This window comes from Fischerella major NIES-592 (assembly GCF_001904645.1).
GTDB classification, from domain to species: Bacteria; Cyanobacteriota; Cyanobacteriia; order Cyanobacteriales; family Nostocaceae; genus Fischerella; species Fischerella thermalis.
The window spans coordinates 77773-92424 of the sequence record NZ_MRCA01000004.1 but is presented as its reverse complement, the minus strand read 5'-3'; the positions used below and the strand labels follow the sequence as shown (position 1 = coordinate 92424).

Genomic DNA, 14652 nt, shown 5'->3' with positions numbered 1-14652 from the left:
AACTAGCAATAGACATGTTAGTTATTGTTTATAGTTAATGTACGATTTTTTTTACAAAAAAAACAGGAACTATGGATTTACTTTCCTGGAAAATTTAGTAACCATATTTATAGTAAGTATACTATCTATAATCGTTGTACCTCATTGGTTAGTTTTTATAGAAAGTCAACGGCTCAACGTTGCCCAAGATGAAATCTATCGAGCTATGCGTCAAGCTCAAAACGAAGCCACAAAGCAAAAGTTAAGTTGGCAAGTTAGCTTTCGCGAACAAAACAATCTTATTCAATGGACAGTGCATCAAGCTCAAGCAGGACAATTTATTCCTAGTGCTATTAGTACCAACGATAAGTTATGGCATAATCTCGATACTAATATTCGTATTGCTCAAGAAAAAAATCAGAAAGGTAAATACGAAACAACTTTCAGGAAGCATTCTTCACAAAAAGTGTGGCGAGTAGTATTTAACTATCAAGGTTGTCCAATTTATGAAGTTGGAGATGAATGTCTTCATACATCACTAAAATCACTAGGACAAATTACCTTATACAGTCAAAACGGTGGTAAAGCAAAGCGTTGCGTTTATATTTCTACTCTTTTAGGAGCAATACGTATGGGAAAAGACCATATCAAAGCTAACGAAAATGGCAAGTATTGCTATTAAGTTGCTATTAAGATATTATTGGTTCAATTCAAATATATATTGCGTGCTGAAATCACCCAAAATTGCCAAGCAGCACTTAATAATTTTTACTCGCTATCCAGAACCAGGTTTGACAAAAACTCGGCTGATACCTGTTTTGGGGGCTGGAGGTGCTGCAAATCTTCAGCGCCAGATGACTGAGTACACCCTATCTAAGGTTCAAGAATTGCAAAAAGCGATCGCGATCTCCGTTGAAGTGCGTTTTACTGGCGGTGATTTGGAATTAATGCAAAATTGGTTAGGAACTGATTTAATTTACCAGTCTCAAGGTGAGGGAGATTTAGGTCAGCGGATGACGCGATCGCTTTTAGATGCGTTTGATGCAGGTGCGCTACAAGTAGTCATTATCGGCACTGATTGCCCTGGTGTCAATGCCCAAATTCTTGCTCAGGCTTTCACAAAACTTCAGCAGTGGGATATAGCGCTTGGACCAGCAATAGATGGTGGTTATTATCTAATCGGTTTGCAGCGTCCTTTTTTAGAATTATTCGTTGATATAGACTGGGGAACTTCCCAAGTCTTGCAACAAACTGTGGCTATTTGCCATCAACTTAATTTATCAGTGGCTTATTTGCCAAGTTTAGCTGATGTTGACCGTCCAGAGGATCTGTCTATTTGGGAACAAATTTTTGTTGGTTAGTGGTTAGTGGTTATTATTCTACTCCCCACACTCCACGCCAGTTGCTCTTTGTTGGAAACCAACAAGACTACACTGGCTCCCCCATTCCCTTGTCTCCCTTGTCCCCTTTCGCCAATCCCCAACTTCCTAGTTATCACTCAAGCTCTAGGTATTAGTAATCACTATAATTTATCTGAGGACAGGCTCAATTGTAAGTGTTACCTTGGTGTATTGATAATGACATAGAAAAATAATTACCGACTTAAAAATACTCCAGGTTTTCAATAGTTGCTCAGGTATTAGGAACAATATTTAGGTAACTTGACATAAAATAGTCACTCATTCTTATCGATTCGAGATGAATTATGAATAATAATTTTGCTGCTGTCACTGCTGCTCGTACCCTGAAGGTGGTTGGAATAATTTTAATTTTGTCTTTTTTACTAGATTTTGTAATTCTGTTGTTTCCCTTCCAACCTACAAATCGCTTATGGCAAATTGATTTAGCAACAGCGTTAGTTGACCGAGGGATTGTACCCTTAGTAGGGTTAGCTATGCTGTTTGCTGGATATTGGGCTGATATTACTGAAGATGGTCGCCCATCTGGTATAGATTTGAGATTCCCTGCATTGGTACTATCTAGTATCTTAGGCTTGATGTTTTTGCTGATTTTTCCCCTGCACCTGAATAATGTACGTCAAGCTAGCGTGCAACAGGTAGAACAAATCAACAAACAAGCAGATCAGGCAGAAACTCAACTGGACAATCAATTATCACAGGTACAAGCTCAGTTGAGCAACGACCAAGTCAAAACTGAGTTAGAAAAGCAGAAAGTCCAAGTTAAAGCTCAATTAACTGAAATACTCAAAGATGAGCAGAAGTACAAACAAGCACTTGAGAGTCCGAATGTTCCGCCACCTGTGAAAGAGGTACTCAAAAAAGCTAAACAAAATCCTCAAGAACTTGACAAGTTTATAGCTCAGCAAAGCGACCCACAGCAGGTTGCAAATCAACGACGCAACCAAATTCGTCAAAGTAAGGAAGAAGCTGAAAAACAAGCTAAACAAAGAGCCTGGAAATCTGGAATGCGAATTGGTATGAGCAGTCTATTGCTGTCTATCGGATACATTATTATCGGCTGGACAGGTTTAAGAGGTATGGGTGCTGCTCAAGGTGGTTCAGTACGTAAAGCTACAGTACGCTAGTAACTTAAGAGGGTGGGGAGGTGGGGAGAAAAGAATTCAAAATTCACCCATTTGGAAGAGAGTGTGAGGAGTGGGGGGAGTGTGTAGACGCGTAGCGCCTTCCCGTAAGGGTGGAGTGTGGGGAGTGGGGAGAGTGGGGGAGTGTGGGGAGAATAATATAGTGACCAACGACAATTGACTATTGACTAACAGTTTCAAATGTTCTCAATCTATATATTGACTTATAACGAAGAACTAGATATTGCGGCTTGTATTGAGTCAGCAATGCTATCAGATGACATTATTGTTGTAGACTCATGCAGTAGCGATCGCACTGTAGAAATTGCCAGTAGTTACCCTGTTCGTGTTGTTCAACATGCCTTTGAAAGCCACGGTCGTCAACGGACTTGGATGTTAGAAAACATACCTCCAAAACATGAATGGGTGTATATTCTAGAAGCTGATGAACGCATGACACCAGAACTATTCTCTGAATGCAACCAAGCACTGCAAAATCCAAGTTACATTGGTTACTACGTTGCCGAACGCGTAATATTTATGGATACCTGGATTCGCCGCAGTACTCAGTATCCTCGTTACCAACTGCGGCTTTTCCGTCACGGTAAGGTTTGGTTTACAGATTATGGTCATACAGAAAGAGAAGTTTGTGACGGCGCAACAAGCTTTTTAAAACAAACCTATCCCCACTACACTTGTAGCAAAGGCTTGAGTCGCTGGATTGAAAAGCACAACCGTTACTCCACTGATGAAGCAAAAGAAACCCTACATCAACTAGAAAATGGAAAAATCCGCTGGTGGGATTTATTCTTTGGTCAGTCAGAAGTTGAACGCCGACGTGCCCTCAAAGATTTGTCTTTGCGTCTACCCGCTCGACCCTTGCTACGTTTTATATATATGTATTTTCTCTTAGGTGGGTGTCTGGATGGACGTGCTGGGTTGGCATGGTGTTCTTTGCAAACTTTCTATGAGTATCTTATCTTACTCAAAATCTGGGAAATGAAGCATATGCCTATATTAAATCTAGATACACAATCACCTGACAAAAAATTGACAACAGTCAAAAACAAAGGTGTAGGGGTTTAGGGGAAACATGATTAACTGCGTTTGACTTTTTCCTTGCCATAAGAGAGCTAGCGCGCACAAAGACAGTTCTCTCCATCAACAACTGGCGTCAAGTGGCATCAGCTTGTATCTTTTTTCCTTGGGGCTAGTTTTCCCTCTAAACCTCACACCCACATACCCTTACCGTTAATATAGTTTATAGAAATTAACATTATAGAAATAAATTTTTTAGAATTATCCAAAGTTATGTTGTCAGACTAGCTTGTTCAAGAAGTTGATTAAAAAGCTATCTAATAAATACTTATGGAATAATAACCAGCTTGCGATTGCACGCGGTAGTATTAGAGATACCCCAAAAACTTGCAACAATCGTTTACAAGTTTTAAAAAGTAAATTAATGCTCTCTTGAGATTATCCAACTTTTATCACAGTTGGTACAAGTCTACATGCTCTGTGTTGCTATAAGGAACCGCAAACTCAATTAAGCGATGAAAATTGGGTTCAGAGGTGAGGAGACAGTACAGCAATGTTTGATCTTCTGGCTTCTGTTGCTGAATTTTTTCATCAAGCTAGAAAAATAGCTGTTCTTTAGCTACAAGTTGCTGAATTAAACAGCAAAATACGACTTTTCAATGTCCAGGTCTGTCTTAGCTATTTGTTAAAACTGCTGTTATGAATATTGATAACAGAAATTCTACAAGCTTAAAAAAGGAGAATCAGGGTTTGGTAATCGATCGCTGGAAGCAGGACTTAAAAAATGACCTGATTGCTGGTTTGTTGGTAGTGATTCCTCTAGCAACTACCATTTGGCTGACGATTACCATTGCTAGTTGGGTGATTAACTTTCTCACGCGCATTCCCAAGCAATTAAATCCCTTTGTTGGAATGCACCCCATCTTAGTAAATCTACTAGATTTATTAGTGGGGTTAATGGTGCCATTACTAAGTATTCTCCTAATTGGCTTGATGGCTAGGAACATTGTAGGGCGATGGTTACTAGATTTTGGTGAGCGATTTTTACAGGCAATTCCCCTGGCTGGACAGGTATACAAAACCCTCAAGCAACTTTTAGAGACAATACTCAAAGATACAAATGGTAAATTTCGCCGTGTAATATTGGTAGAGTATCCTCGTCAGGGAATTTGGGCGATCGCTTTCGTTACTGGCGTTGTCAGCAGCGATATCCAAGCGAATATGTCTCGTCCTATGCTCAGTATTTTTATCCCCACAACACCGAACCCCACCACTGGTTGGTATGCGGTAGTTCCTGAAGATGAGGTAGTCAACCTGTCGATGTCGATAGAAGACGCCTTCAAAATTATTGTTTCTGGCGGTATTGTCGCCCCTAACACTCCCCTGCCTCCTGTCATTATTACCAAAGACCGTAAAGTAGAAGTATCACCTCTAGAAGCAAAACGGCAGGTTTTTCCTGTCGAAGATACTTAAAATTGATTAATGTAAATTAACAAGTAAACACTACTGATATACTGTTAACTCCGTTAATATCCACCTGACTTATACTCCCCATACATTCTTACTTAAATTCATATGCAATCTAGGAAACCCCGTCAAATTGCCCGCGAATTGGCACTTCTGAGCCTTTCTCATCTGCCAGCCAATCCCAAAAAATTAACTGAAGACCAACTACCAAAATTGGTGTTAGCAGCAGTACGCACCCTGCGCTCAGAAGTGCAAGATACTTTGGATAATGCTGTCGCTGAACTACAACGCAGTAACGATCGCCTCCTCAGTAGCGAAACTCGCGCTAGTGACCTTAATGTTGCTAGAACGATGGTGAAAGAAGCAATAACTTCTACTCAAACAGCAATTAACCAGTTAAGTGCAGCTGTTGAGTTTCCAGAATTAATTCAGCTAGCAAACCAAGACAAAGAAGTTAGCAGATACGCCATTGAAATAGTCAGAACAATCGACGAAGAACGCAAAAATATAGACCAGCAAATCAGCCTAGCGCTAGTAGATTGGCAAGTGACTCGTCTGGCTCAAATTGATCGTGATATTTTACGAATTGCTGTAGCAGAAATACTATATTTGGGAGTTCCCAACAGTGTAGCAATTGATGAAGCTGTGGAATTAGCCAAACGTTACAGTGGAGATGAAGGTCATCGGTTTATTAACGGTGTTCTCCGCCGAGTTACGCAACAGCAAAAACAGCCTGTTTAGAGGAGGTGGGGAGATGGGGAAAAAAAATTCCAAATTTAGGAAGAGGGTGTGAGGAGTTAGGGGAGTGTGTAGACGAGGCAGTGCGGTGGACGGGTCTCCCGGCATAAAGTACGCGGCGTCACCTGCCGTGCGCTTTGCGCGGCTTCCCGTAGGGTGGAGTAGGAGGAGTAAAAGAATTACCATTAACTAATAACTAATGACTACTAACTACTAATCTACAGACGCGATGTTCCTCGCGTCTCTACCCACTAACCACTAACTACCAACCACTAACTAGAATATGGCTTTTAATTGGTTTCGTCGTCAACATACTGATTCTTCTGATACTTCATCCCTAGAAAAAGAGGCAGAAACTCCTGCCGCAACGCCATCTCCTACAGAATCAGCCACAGCGCCAACAGCAGAAGACTTACTTGCCTTCGCTAAAGCTGCTTATAAAAATATTCAACAAAAGCAACAATCTCAGTCAGTAGAAACTCCAACTAGTGAGGAAACAACTGAGGTTGTAACTGAAACGACATTAGAAACTACAACAGAAACATTATCCGCAGAAAAGGTTGAAACCCTAGCTGAAGTCACACCATCAGCACCAGAACCACCAACAGAAAATATTCCCCAAACGCCAGTTGTCACATTAGAAGAAAACTCAGAGAAGACCTCAACTGAAGCAGTAACACCACCACAAGAACCTGTTGGTTTATCTTTACTAGCAAAGGCAGCGGCTGAACGACAAGCAAAACAACAACGTTTAATGGCAACTGCGATCGAAGTCACAGAACCGGAAGAAGTAAAACCAACTGCATCTGCGACTGAGGTTCCACAAACAACCGAAGCTATACCCGAACTAGACTTTGATGAAGGATTTTTATGGTCAGCAGAAGTACTAGCAGCACAGGGTAGGCGCGCAGAAGACGTTTCAATTGAAGAAATTACTTGGCTCAAAAGGCTACGGCAGGGTTTAGATAAAACCCGTCGTAATATTGTTAACCAACTCAAGGCAATTGTTGGTCAAGGACCGCTAAATCAAGCCGGAGTAGCAGAAATTGAGGCATTGTTGTTGCAGGCAGATGTGGGTGTGGAAGCAACAGATTACATTATCACCGCCTTGCAGAACAAACTGCGCGAAGAAGCTTTGCCACCAGAACAGGCGATCGCCTACCTCAAACAAATTCTCCGGGATATGCTGGATCGACCACAGGAGAAATCCCAAAAGCAGTTTTTCGCGCCAGAAAAAGATGCTTTTAATATTTGGTTAATCACAGGGGTCAATGGAGCTGGTAAAACTACTACTATTGGTAAAATTGCTCACTTGGCACAAAAATCTGGCTATAAATGCTTGATTGCGGCAGCTGATACTTTTCGTGCTGCTGCTGTACAACAGGTAAAAGTTTGGGGCGATCGCAGTGGTGTAGAAGTAATTGCCAATCCTGGGAAAAATACTGATCCAGCCGCTGTTGTGTTTGATGCGATCGATGCGGCAATAGCACGGGAAAGTGAATTACTTCTGGTAGACACCGCAGGCAGACTGCAAAATAAGAAAAACCTAATGGAAGAACTCAGCAAAATCCGTCGGATTATTAATAAAAAAGCACCCAATGCCAAAATAGAGTCATTGCTGGTATTAGACGCAACTTTAGGTCAGAATGGATTGCGTCAAGCTGAAGTTTTCTCTCAAGCCGCAGAACTCACAGGTGTAGTTCTCACAAAATTGGATAGCACTGCCAAAGGAGGTGTGGCTTTAGCTGTAGTACAGCAGCTGGGTTTACCAATTCGCTTCATTGGTGCAGGTGAAGGTATTGAAGATCTGCGTCCTTTTTCTAGCTATGAGTTTGTAGAAGCGCTTTTGAGTGGCTAGTAGGTCCGGAATCGAGGATTAGGGATCAGGGATCGGGTATAAAGGATCAGAAATGATAAATACAGAACTTAGGCATTGACAGGAATTTGAATATGTGTATTTAAGCCTATCTCTTGTCCTAGCTGTTGTAGAACAAAGTCACGAGCTACTTGAACAGACAAATTTCTCTGGACTTCATACCAGTTTTCAATTAACTCTTCGGCTCGCATTAATTCTAGTTGCGTAAAGGCACGAATAGCGCTAAAAAAGTGAGTTTTAATTGCCTTGCTAGTCGCTCTGATAGTCCTCACCCTTAATGCAGACAACCTCACTATTATCTGTCTTTCAACGCAGGCAGGTGGTTAGCGATCGCCTATTTCTTCCTGATTCATTCCATCCATTTTATGCCTATTTTGTCAATGCGTAAGTCCTGCAATTACCAAATTCCTCGTCCCCAAGGGGACGAGGAATTTTTATATTTTTTTCTCGTTCAGGCTAGTGTAGATGTAAATTTTTTATCTGCATTTTTATAGTTTTTGAGCGTGAAAACATTTATAACTTGCATATTTTCAGGTCTGGCAAAATGCGTCAATCCCTCTAGTTGTGTAAAACAGGGGTGTACGGGTGAGGTGCAATCAATCCCCAATGAGCCAAGAAATTTATTTTTTGCTATAAGTTGTCTATAGTGGCTGAGAATAAACCATGTTAAATAAGTTAGACTCCCACTCCTCCCTACCAAACATCCAGGAAATTGCCACAAATTTTCGTCTCATAGGTTGGATTAACTTCGGTCTACAGCTAAGCCTTCTGGTAGTTTCAGGATTAATTGTATTATTTGCGATCGCAGATCCTAATTTCAATCTCAAGGCTCAAGATCCCATGTCTTGGTTAGGTTTATTTTGTGCAGTCGGTGGACTGTTGATATTGGGGATCAGTCTTTATTGGGATTGGAGATATACTCGCATTGGCAAAGAGTTACACTCAGCAAATCCAGCATTACATCCCAAAAAAGCAGATGTCATTCGTCTCCTCTGGCAGGGATTGACTTTAAACGGTGTTGGCATGATATTAACTCTCTTTGGTGTTGAGGCGATCATTGGTACTCTTGTAGCCAGATCCCTGACTCAAGTTGAAGGATTGGCAATCTACAACGCGAGTCAATTGATTGAACCACTTGATATGTTTGTGGTACAAGCAAATATTAATACCATCCTGGCTCAATTTGTGGGCATAATATCTTCGGCTTGGCTAATTAGTCGGATTAGCTATCATCAGCATTAACGTTGATTAGAATGTGCTTGATTTTTGTCTTTCCCCAATCCCCGATCCCTATTTTCAAGAGAACTTTGTCAACAATCCCAAAAAGCGTTTTGTTTTTGGCGTCAACAGTGTGCGTCGATAAGCATCCGCCGCTTTCTTAATTCCTTCCGCCTGCGTTGGGTAAGGATGAATCACACTACTCATCTTACTCAAACCAATCTTATGCACAATTGCCGTGGTGACTTCTGAAATCATCTCACCTGCGTGGCGGGCGACAATTGTTGCACCAAGAATTTGATCTGATCCTTTTTTGTGCAAGATTTTAACAAAGCCGTCTTCTTCACCATCTGCGATCGCTCGATCTACACTACTAAAAGGTATCTTGATTGTATTTACATCAATGCCTTTTTCCTGGGCTTCTTGTTCATACATCCCCACATGGGCAATTTCTGGATCAGTATACGTTACCCAAGGCATTACTAAATTACTGAGTTTATAACGTCCCAAACCAAAAGGAGAAAATAAAGTATTTTTAATAACTATTCGCGCCGCCGCATCCGCAGCATGGGTAAATTTCCAATTCATGCAGATATCACCAGCAGCATAAATCCTGGGGTTGGTGGTTTGCAAATAATCATTCACCATCACGCCTCGTTGCTGATCATATTTCACTCCCACAGTCTCTAAATTCAAACCTTCCACATTGGGGACACGTCCTGCACCTGCTAAAATTTCATCAACTGTGACAGAATCTTCTCGACCATTGCAGCTAAAATAAAGTTTCTTGCCCTCAATCGTTTTTTCTACTCGCTGCATTTGGCAATTTAAGACCAAGCGAATTCCTTCCTGAATAAAGACATTTTGGACAATTTCGGCAGCATCAGCATCTTCTTTATTGAGGATGTGGGAACCGCGATGGAAAAGCACCACCTCACAACCCAAGCGCCGGAATGCTTGCGCCAATTCGCAACCGATAGGCCCGCCACCAATGACAGCTAAACGTTGTGGTCGCTGGGTGAGAGAAAAAACTGTCTCGTTAGTTAAATAGCCTGCTTCTTCTATTCCTGGAATCGAAAGACGCGCCGCCCTTGCACCAGTGGCAATTACAGCTTTTTTAAAGTGGAGAGTTTTGTCACCAACTACTACAGTATCATTGCTGGCGAAGCTAGCGTTACCCAAAAAGACATCTACTCCCAGCTTTTGAAAACGTTCCGCCGAGTCATGATGGCTAATACCAGCGCGCAGCTTTCGCATTCTTTCCATAACTGCGGGAAAATCTACATCAATGTGTTGCGGGATGTTCACTCCAAAGTCCCTAGCATTCCACATTTCACCCACAACCCGCGCTGATCTAATCAGGCATTTTGATGGTACACAACCTACATTTAAGCAATCTCCGCCCATGAGATGCTTTTCAACTAATGCTACTTTCAAACCCAAACCCAAACCCGCCGCACCTGCCGCTACCACCAACCCTGCTGTACCTGCACCAATTACTACCAAGTCATAACAATCAGCTGGTCTCGGATTAACCCAGTCGGGAGGATGTACGTAGGAAACTAGCCTTTGATTATACTCATCCAGTGGGCGGACTATGACTTTTTCAAATTCAGAATTAGACATTTCCATAACCTTTTTATATTGTTGGTCAAGAGTCAATTGTCAATATGTCATTTGTCATTTGTCATTGGTCACTATTTATCCTCCCCACACCCCTCACACCCCGATCTCCTACAAAACCTCCTCAAGGGCTTTTTTGGCTATCCGAGTCACATAAACTGTGACTGCAACTGTGGCAATAAAACCTATGATCCGAATTGCCCATTGTACTGTGGGGTTGGTTGGTTGAGTTTGTGTACCAATCATGGCAAGATTTCCAGCTAAGGAACCAATGTAGACATACATAATTGTTCCTGGGATCATGCCTACGGAACCAATAAAGTAGTCTTTGAGGGAAACGTCGGTAACACCAAAGGCATAATTTAATAAGTTGAAAGGAAATATGGGGGAAAGTCGGGTGAGGAGAACTATTTTGAGTCCTTCTCTACCAACGGCGCGATCGATCGCGGCAAATTTTTTGTTATCTGCGATTTTCTTGGCTACCCAGCCTCTTGCTAAGTAGCGTCCTACAAGGAAAGCGGCGGTTGCACCTAAAGTTGCACCAATAAAGACGTAGATGGAACCCCAAACTACACCAAAGACAACGCCAGCGCCTAAGGTGAGGATGGAACCTGGTAAAAAAGCGACTGTAGCGATGATGTAGAGGATGATAAATGCGATCGCTCCTAGTGTACCTAAGCTGTCAATCCACTGCAAAGCATTTCGCAACCATTCTTGAGGATTGAATCCTGGTGTATTCACAGATTGCTGTGCTGATGCAAGGTCTGCGTTAAAACAGAATGTCAAGGTAAAGACCAGTAAGGTTAGGAAAGTTAGTTTTAAGAAGTTAGGGAATTGTTTGGATTCAGGTTTATTTTTTAATGTTTTATTTTTCATGAGTGATGAGTTTAAGTTTTAATTTAGTAATTGGGTGAATAATTATTTTGGAATTAACGAACACAGATGCACACAGATGAACACAGATGTGTAATTTATAGATGTTAAGTAATAAAATGTATTTTTTAATTTTTAGTTACTATCTACGCTTTCTTGAAGAGCTTTCTGGGCAATTCTAGTTACATAAATAGTTACAAGAACTGTGGCAATTAATCCGATTATTTGTATTAACCATTTCCCAATTTCCGTTTCTGCTGTAGTTGGCTGATGATGAGTGCTAATCATGGCTAAGTCGGTAGCAAGAGAACCGATGTAAACATACATGACAGTACCTGGAATCATGCCAATGGAACCTAAGATATAATCTTTCAGTGAAACTTGGGTGATTCCGAAAGCATAATTTAACAAGTTAAATGGAAATATGGGAGACAAGCGAGTCAAAAATACTATTTTGAATCCTTGTTTGGCAACTGCTTGATCAATCGCTTTAAATTTTGGATGCTTTTCCAACTGCCGACAAACCCAATCTCGTGTTAAATAACGCCCAATGATGAATGCAAAAGTGGCTCCGATAGTTGCAGCAATTAACACATAAATAGAACCCCAAACTACACCAAATAGACAACCTCCTTTGAGTGTAAGCAGGGAGCCCGGTATAAAAAGTAATGTTGCTATGTTATAGATGATAATAAACGCGATCGCACCCCATGAACCAAGACTCTCGATCCAGGTGATTGATGTCTGCAACCATCCCTGAATGTTTAACTGCTTGGCAGCAATGATTAGACTGACAGCCAGACAAGATAATAGCACTAGTTTGAGTTTGGGTTTTCTATGCATATTGATTGCAAGGAAGATGGGGGAGTGGGGAATAACCACTAACTACTAACTACTAACTACTAACCAATGTAGAGACGTGCCATGGCACGTCTCTACAACCACTAACCACTAACCACTAACCACTAACTACTAACTATCAACAACCTACCACTAATAAAATACGAAAATAAAATGAGAAATAGCTTAAAACCTTTTTAATTTTTCCTGACGATACCAACTGCGAAGTTGCTGGGGGGAGATTCCCAGAAAATAAGCGATGATGACTATTTGATTGATGAATGTTGTTTGCCAAATCCCTTTTTTGAGCCAGCGACGTGCTGAGGTAATAACTGGTACAGGAATGAGTGTTATTTTCCCCAGTTTTCTTAAATGTCGCATGAATTCAAAGTCTTCCATGATCGGCAATTCTGGAAAGCCACCAACATGATTAAATATTTTTTTTGTTAAAAATATTGCTTGATCACCGTAAGGCATTTGTAAAAAACGCGATCGCACATTTACCCCCCATTCTACTACTCGCAAACTCGGCTGTTCTGCACCAATTCGCAAGGCAAATGCACCAGCGACCACTCCAGGCTGTGCTAATGCTTGGCGAACCATGACATCAAACCCAAGTGGTAAGCAGGTATCGGCATGGAGAAACAGCAAAATCTCACCGCTAGCAACAGCAGCACCCGCATTCATCTGCTTGGCACGTCCCGCAGCCGCCGAGATGACTTTGACGCCAAATGATTCAGCTATGTTTACCGTTTCGTCTTGGGAGCCGCCATCAACTACAATGATTTCGATATGATTACTTAGTTGAGTACTAGTTAAGGCGGCTTTGATGTTCTCCGCTTCATTCAGAGTTGGAATAATAATGGAGATTGTAGCAGTGGCAATATTTTGAGTAATAATTTCTGACAATTGATGTGTTTCTCCAAACTTTGTCATTTTTTTAGAGATTATCTGACAAATAGGAAAAGTTATAACCCCTTTCCATCTAATGCAGGATGTTCTAACCGAATAAACTAGTATAGCCTTGCGTAAAATCTTTAGCGGAGGAATCTGTTGGCATTACACAATATAGGGCAATACAGCAATGTACCAGAGGTGCCATGGCGCGTCTGGTACACCTCATCAAATCTCACTAAAAATTCTTATGTGATTAGGGAACTATCAATGAAGCGTAAATTTCCAGCTTGGTTACGGTCTATTTTGTATGTTTTACTTTTTATTGGTTTGATTAGCTGGCTGTTAATCTTAGATACTCCTGCTGTTCTAGCACAGGAAAATACTGTCAACTACACACTTTCTGACTTACGATATCGAGATTTTGCTCATCAGGATTTACATGGAACATCTTTTGCAGGTGCAGAAATGCAGGGAGCAAACTTTCAGGGAGCAAATCTCAGTGGAACTATTCTCACGAAGGGGTCATTTCTGCAAGCAGATTTAAGTAATGCTAATCTTGCGGAAGCATTTGCCGATCGCGTCATTTTTAATAAAGCCAATTTAACTAATGCCATTTTTAGGGATGCAATGCTTGCTAGTAGTCGCTTTTTTGAAGCAGAGATTACAGGAGCAGATTTTTCTGGTGCAATTGTTGATCCTTATCAAGTGAAGTTGATGTGCGATCGCGCTGATGGAATCAATCCGGTGACGGGTGTGTCAACTCGCGAGAGTTTAGGATGTCGCTGAATTATCTCCACAGAATGTAAATCACGCGGAGTAGTGATGGCGATCACAACAGGCACTCAGAGTATCGTGTTAGTTTCAGACTACTTTGATTCATTCGTCCGAATCCCCATCCAGGGATTTTTCCATTTAAAGAGATAAGCACTCACCAGCCACTGCATTGGCGATCGCCTATTCATTGATGCCAGTCACGATGTAGTATTTTAAATAAAAAAATAGAGCGAACACTATTAAGTGGACGCACATTGAAAGGTAACTTAACAGTAAAAGTAGTACCTTTACTTAATTCACTTTCTACATTTAAGCTACCGTGGTGTGCTTGGACAATTGCTTGCGATATTGCTAATCCCAATCCAGAACCACCAGTACTACGAGAGCGATCACTATTCACACCATAAAAGCGATCAAAAATTCGTGACAACTCTTGTTGAGGAATACCAATCCCTGTATCTTCAATCTGAATTACAGCATAATGGTCACTGTGGTCTAAGTAAACAGTTACCTTTCCTCCTGATGCTGTGTATTGAATGGCATTAATAATTAAATTAGAAAACAGCCGATAAAGTTGATCGCTATTGCCGACAATATTCACAGGATCTGACACTCTTAGTGTCAATGTCAATGTTACCCCTGCTGCGATCGCCAATGGCGATCGCTTTACTCTTCAACTAAAAAGATTTGATATTGGGTAACAAGTGTAATTAAGAACATCTTAAAACCTATAACTTTGTAGTAGGATTGCTGATGTGCAAAACTTTTGGGGAATCAGCATTTATTA

13 protein-coding genes and 2 pseudogenes are annotated in these 14652 nt (G+C 41.2%); 9 read left to right on the top strand and 6 right to left on the bottom strand.

The window, feature by feature from the left end; translation table 11 throughout:
- Nucleotides 1-37 precede the first annotated feature (37 nt).
- From NIES592_RS09630 to ftsY, 7 genes are all read left to right on the top strand, one after another.
- Nucleotides 38-661, top strand: a complete 624-nt coding sequence (locus NIES592_RS09630) for a pilus assembly FimT family protein (RefSeq protein ID WP_009459795.1) — start codon at nucleotides 38-40, stop codon at nucleotides 659-661.
- A gap of 43 nt (nucleotides 662-704) precedes the next feature.
- A complete protein-coding gene (locus tag NIES592_RS09625; RefSeq protein WP_062250717.1) occupies nucleotides 705-1340 on the top strand; it encodes a TIGR04282 family arsenosugar biosynthesis glycosyltransferase in 636 nt (211 codons plus the stop codon).
- 344 nt (nucleotides 1341-1684) lie between these two features.
- Complete coding sequence (gene hpsJ-B, locus NIES592_RS09620) at nucleotides 1685-2524, top strand: hormogonium polysaccharide biosynthesis protein HpsJ (RefSeq protein ID WP_073555626.1); 840 nt, start codon at nucleotides 1685-1687, stop codon at nucleotides 2522-2524.
- A 198-nt stretch (nucleotides 2525-2722) separates the two neighbouring features.
- Entirely contained in the window at nucleotides 2723-3607 is an 885-nt protein-coding gene (locus NIES592_RS09615) for a glycosyltransferase family 2 protein (protein ID WP_062248402.1), read from the top strand.
- 651 nt (nucleotides 3608-4258) lie between these two features.
- On the top strand, nucleotides 4259-5032 hold the full coding sequence (locus NIES592_RS09610; RefSeq protein ID WP_009459801.1) for a DUF502 domain-containing protein: 774 nt from the start codon (nucleotides 4259-4261) through the stop codon (nucleotides 5030-5032).
- Nucleotides 5033-5134: 102 nt separating this feature from the next.
- Entirely contained in the window at nucleotides 5135-5767 is a 633-nt protein-coding gene (nusB, locus tag NIES592_RS09605) for a transcription antitermination factor NusB (RefSeq protein WP_073555625.1), read from the top strand.
- Nucleotides 5768-6047: 280 nt separating this feature from the next.
- Nucleotides 6048-7622 (top strand): signal recognition particle-docking protein FtsY, encoded by a 1575-nt coding sequence (ftsY, locus tag NIES592_RS09600; protein WP_073555624.1) that lies wholly within the window; start codon nucleotides 6048-6050, stop codon nucleotides 7620-7622.
- A gap of 68 nt (nucleotides 7623-7690) precedes the next feature.
- On the opposite strand, the pseudogene NIES592_RS09595 reads toward ftsY, so the two are convergent.
- A pseudogene (locus NIES592_RS09595) lies at nucleotides 7691-7894 on the bottom strand (IS701 family transposase); the annotation flags it as partial.
- A gap of 409 nt (nucleotides 7895-8303) precedes the next feature.
- Between NIES592_RS09595 and NIES592_RS09590 the strand changes: the two are divergent.
- Nucleotides 8304-8882: a DUF3611 family protein gene (locus tag NIES592_RS09590; RefSeq protein ID WP_073555622.1), complete on the top strand. Its 579-nt coding sequence runs from the start codon at nucleotides 8304-8306 to the stop codon at nucleotides 8880-8882.
- A 54-nt stretch (nucleotides 8883-8936) separates the two neighbouring features.
- Here the strand turns inward: NIES592_RS09590 and NIES592_RS09585 are convergent, their stop codons facing one another.
- The 4 genes from NIES592_RS09585 to NIES592_RS09570 all read right to left on the bottom strand — a co-directional run bounded on the left by NIES592_RS09585 (nucleotide 8937) and on the right by NIES592_RS09570 (nucleotide 13130).
- Nucleotides 8937-10484 carry a mercuric reductase gene (locus NIES592_RS09585; RefSeq protein ID WP_073555731.1) on the bottom strand — a complete coding sequence of 516 codons (1548 nt, stop codon included), beginning with the start codon at nucleotides 10482-10484 and terminating at the stop codon, nucleotides 8937-8939.
- 108 nt (nucleotides 10485-10592) lie between these two features.
- A complete protein-coding gene (locus tag NIES592_RS09580; protein WP_073555621.1) occupies nucleotides 10593-11357 on the bottom strand; it encodes a TVP38/TMEM64 family protein in 765 nt (254 codons plus the stop codon).
- Between the two features lie 132 nt (nucleotides 11358-11489).
- Entirely contained in the window at nucleotides 11490-12197 is a 708-nt protein-coding gene (locus NIES592_RS09575; protein WP_073555620.1) for a TVP38/TMEM64 family protein, read from the bottom strand.
- A 183-nt stretch (nucleotides 12198-12380) separates the two neighbouring features.
- On the bottom strand, nucleotides 12381-13130 hold the full coding sequence (locus NIES592_RS09570; RefSeq protein WP_073555619.1) for a TIGR04283 family arsenosugar biosynthesis glycosyltransferase: 750 nt from the start codon (nucleotides 13128-13130) through the stop codon (nucleotides 12381-12383).
- 228 nt (nucleotides 13131-13358) lie between these two features.
- Here NIES592_RS09570 and NIES592_RS09565 point away from each other — a divergent pair, with 228 nt between their 5' ends.
- Nucleotides 13359-13877 carry a pentapeptide repeat-containing protein gene (locus tag NIES592_RS09565; RefSeq protein WP_073555618.1) on the top strand — a complete coding sequence of 173 codons (519 nt, stop codon included), beginning with the start codon at nucleotides 13359-13361 and terminating at the stop codon, nucleotides 13875-13877.
- A 172-nt stretch (nucleotides 13878-14049) separates the two neighbouring features.
- Here NIES592_RS09565 and NIES592_RS09560 read toward each other — a convergent pair.
- Nucleotides 14050-14520 (bottom strand): annotated as a pseudogene (locus tag NIES592_RS09560) (sensor histidine kinase); the annotation flags it as partial.
- Between the last annotated feature and the right edge of the window lie 132 nt (nucleotides 14521-14652).

Bases quoted from the DNA above. Each gene is read 5' to 3' on its own strand.
- NIES592_RS09630 (WP_009459795.1), top strand. From the start codon at position 38: ATGTACGATTTTTTTTACAAAAAAAACAGGAACTATGGATTTACTTTC.
- hpsJ-B (WP_073555626.1), top strand. From the start codon at position 1,685: ATGAATAATAATTTTGCTGCTGTCACTGCTGCTCGTACCCTGAAGGTG.
- NIES592_RS09615 (WP_062248402.1), top strand. From the start codon at position 2,723: ATGTTCTCAATCTATATATTGACTTATAACGAAGAACTAGATATTGCG.
- NIES592_RS09610 (WP_009459801.1), top strand. From the start codon at position 4,259: ATGAATATTGATAACAGAAATTCTACAAGCTTAAAAAAGGAGAATCAG.
- nusB (WP_073555625.1), top strand. From the start codon at position 5,135: ATGCAATCTAGGAAACCCCGTCAAATTGCCCGCGAATTGGCACTTCTG.
- ftsY (WP_073555624.1), top strand. From the start codon at position 6,048: ATGGCTTTTAATTGGTTTCGTCGTCAACATACTGATTCTTCTGATACT.
- NIES592_RS09590 (WP_073555622.1), top strand. From the start codon at position 8,304: ATGTTAAATAAGTTAGACTCCCACTCCTCCCTACCAAACATCCAGGAA.
- NIES592_RS09585 (WP_073555731.1), bottom strand. From the start codon at position 10,484: ATGTCTAATTCTGAATTTGAAAAAGTCATAGTCCGCCCACTGGATGAG.
- NIES592_RS09580 (WP_073555621.1), bottom strand. From the start codon at position 11,357: ATGAAAAATAAAACATTAAAAAATAAACCTGAATCCAAACAATTCCCT.
- NIES592_RS09575 (WP_073555620.1), bottom strand. From the start codon at position 12,197: ATGCATAGAAAACCCAAACTCAAACTAGTGCTATTATCTTGTCTGGCT.
- NIES592_RS09570 (WP_073555619.1), bottom strand. From the start codon at position 13,130: ATGACAAAGTTTGGAGAAACACATCAATTGTCAGAAATTATTACTCAA.
- NIES592_RS09565 (WP_073555618.1), top strand. From the start codon at position 13,359: ATGAAGCGTAAATTTCCAGCTTGGTTACGGTCTATTTTGTATGTTTTA.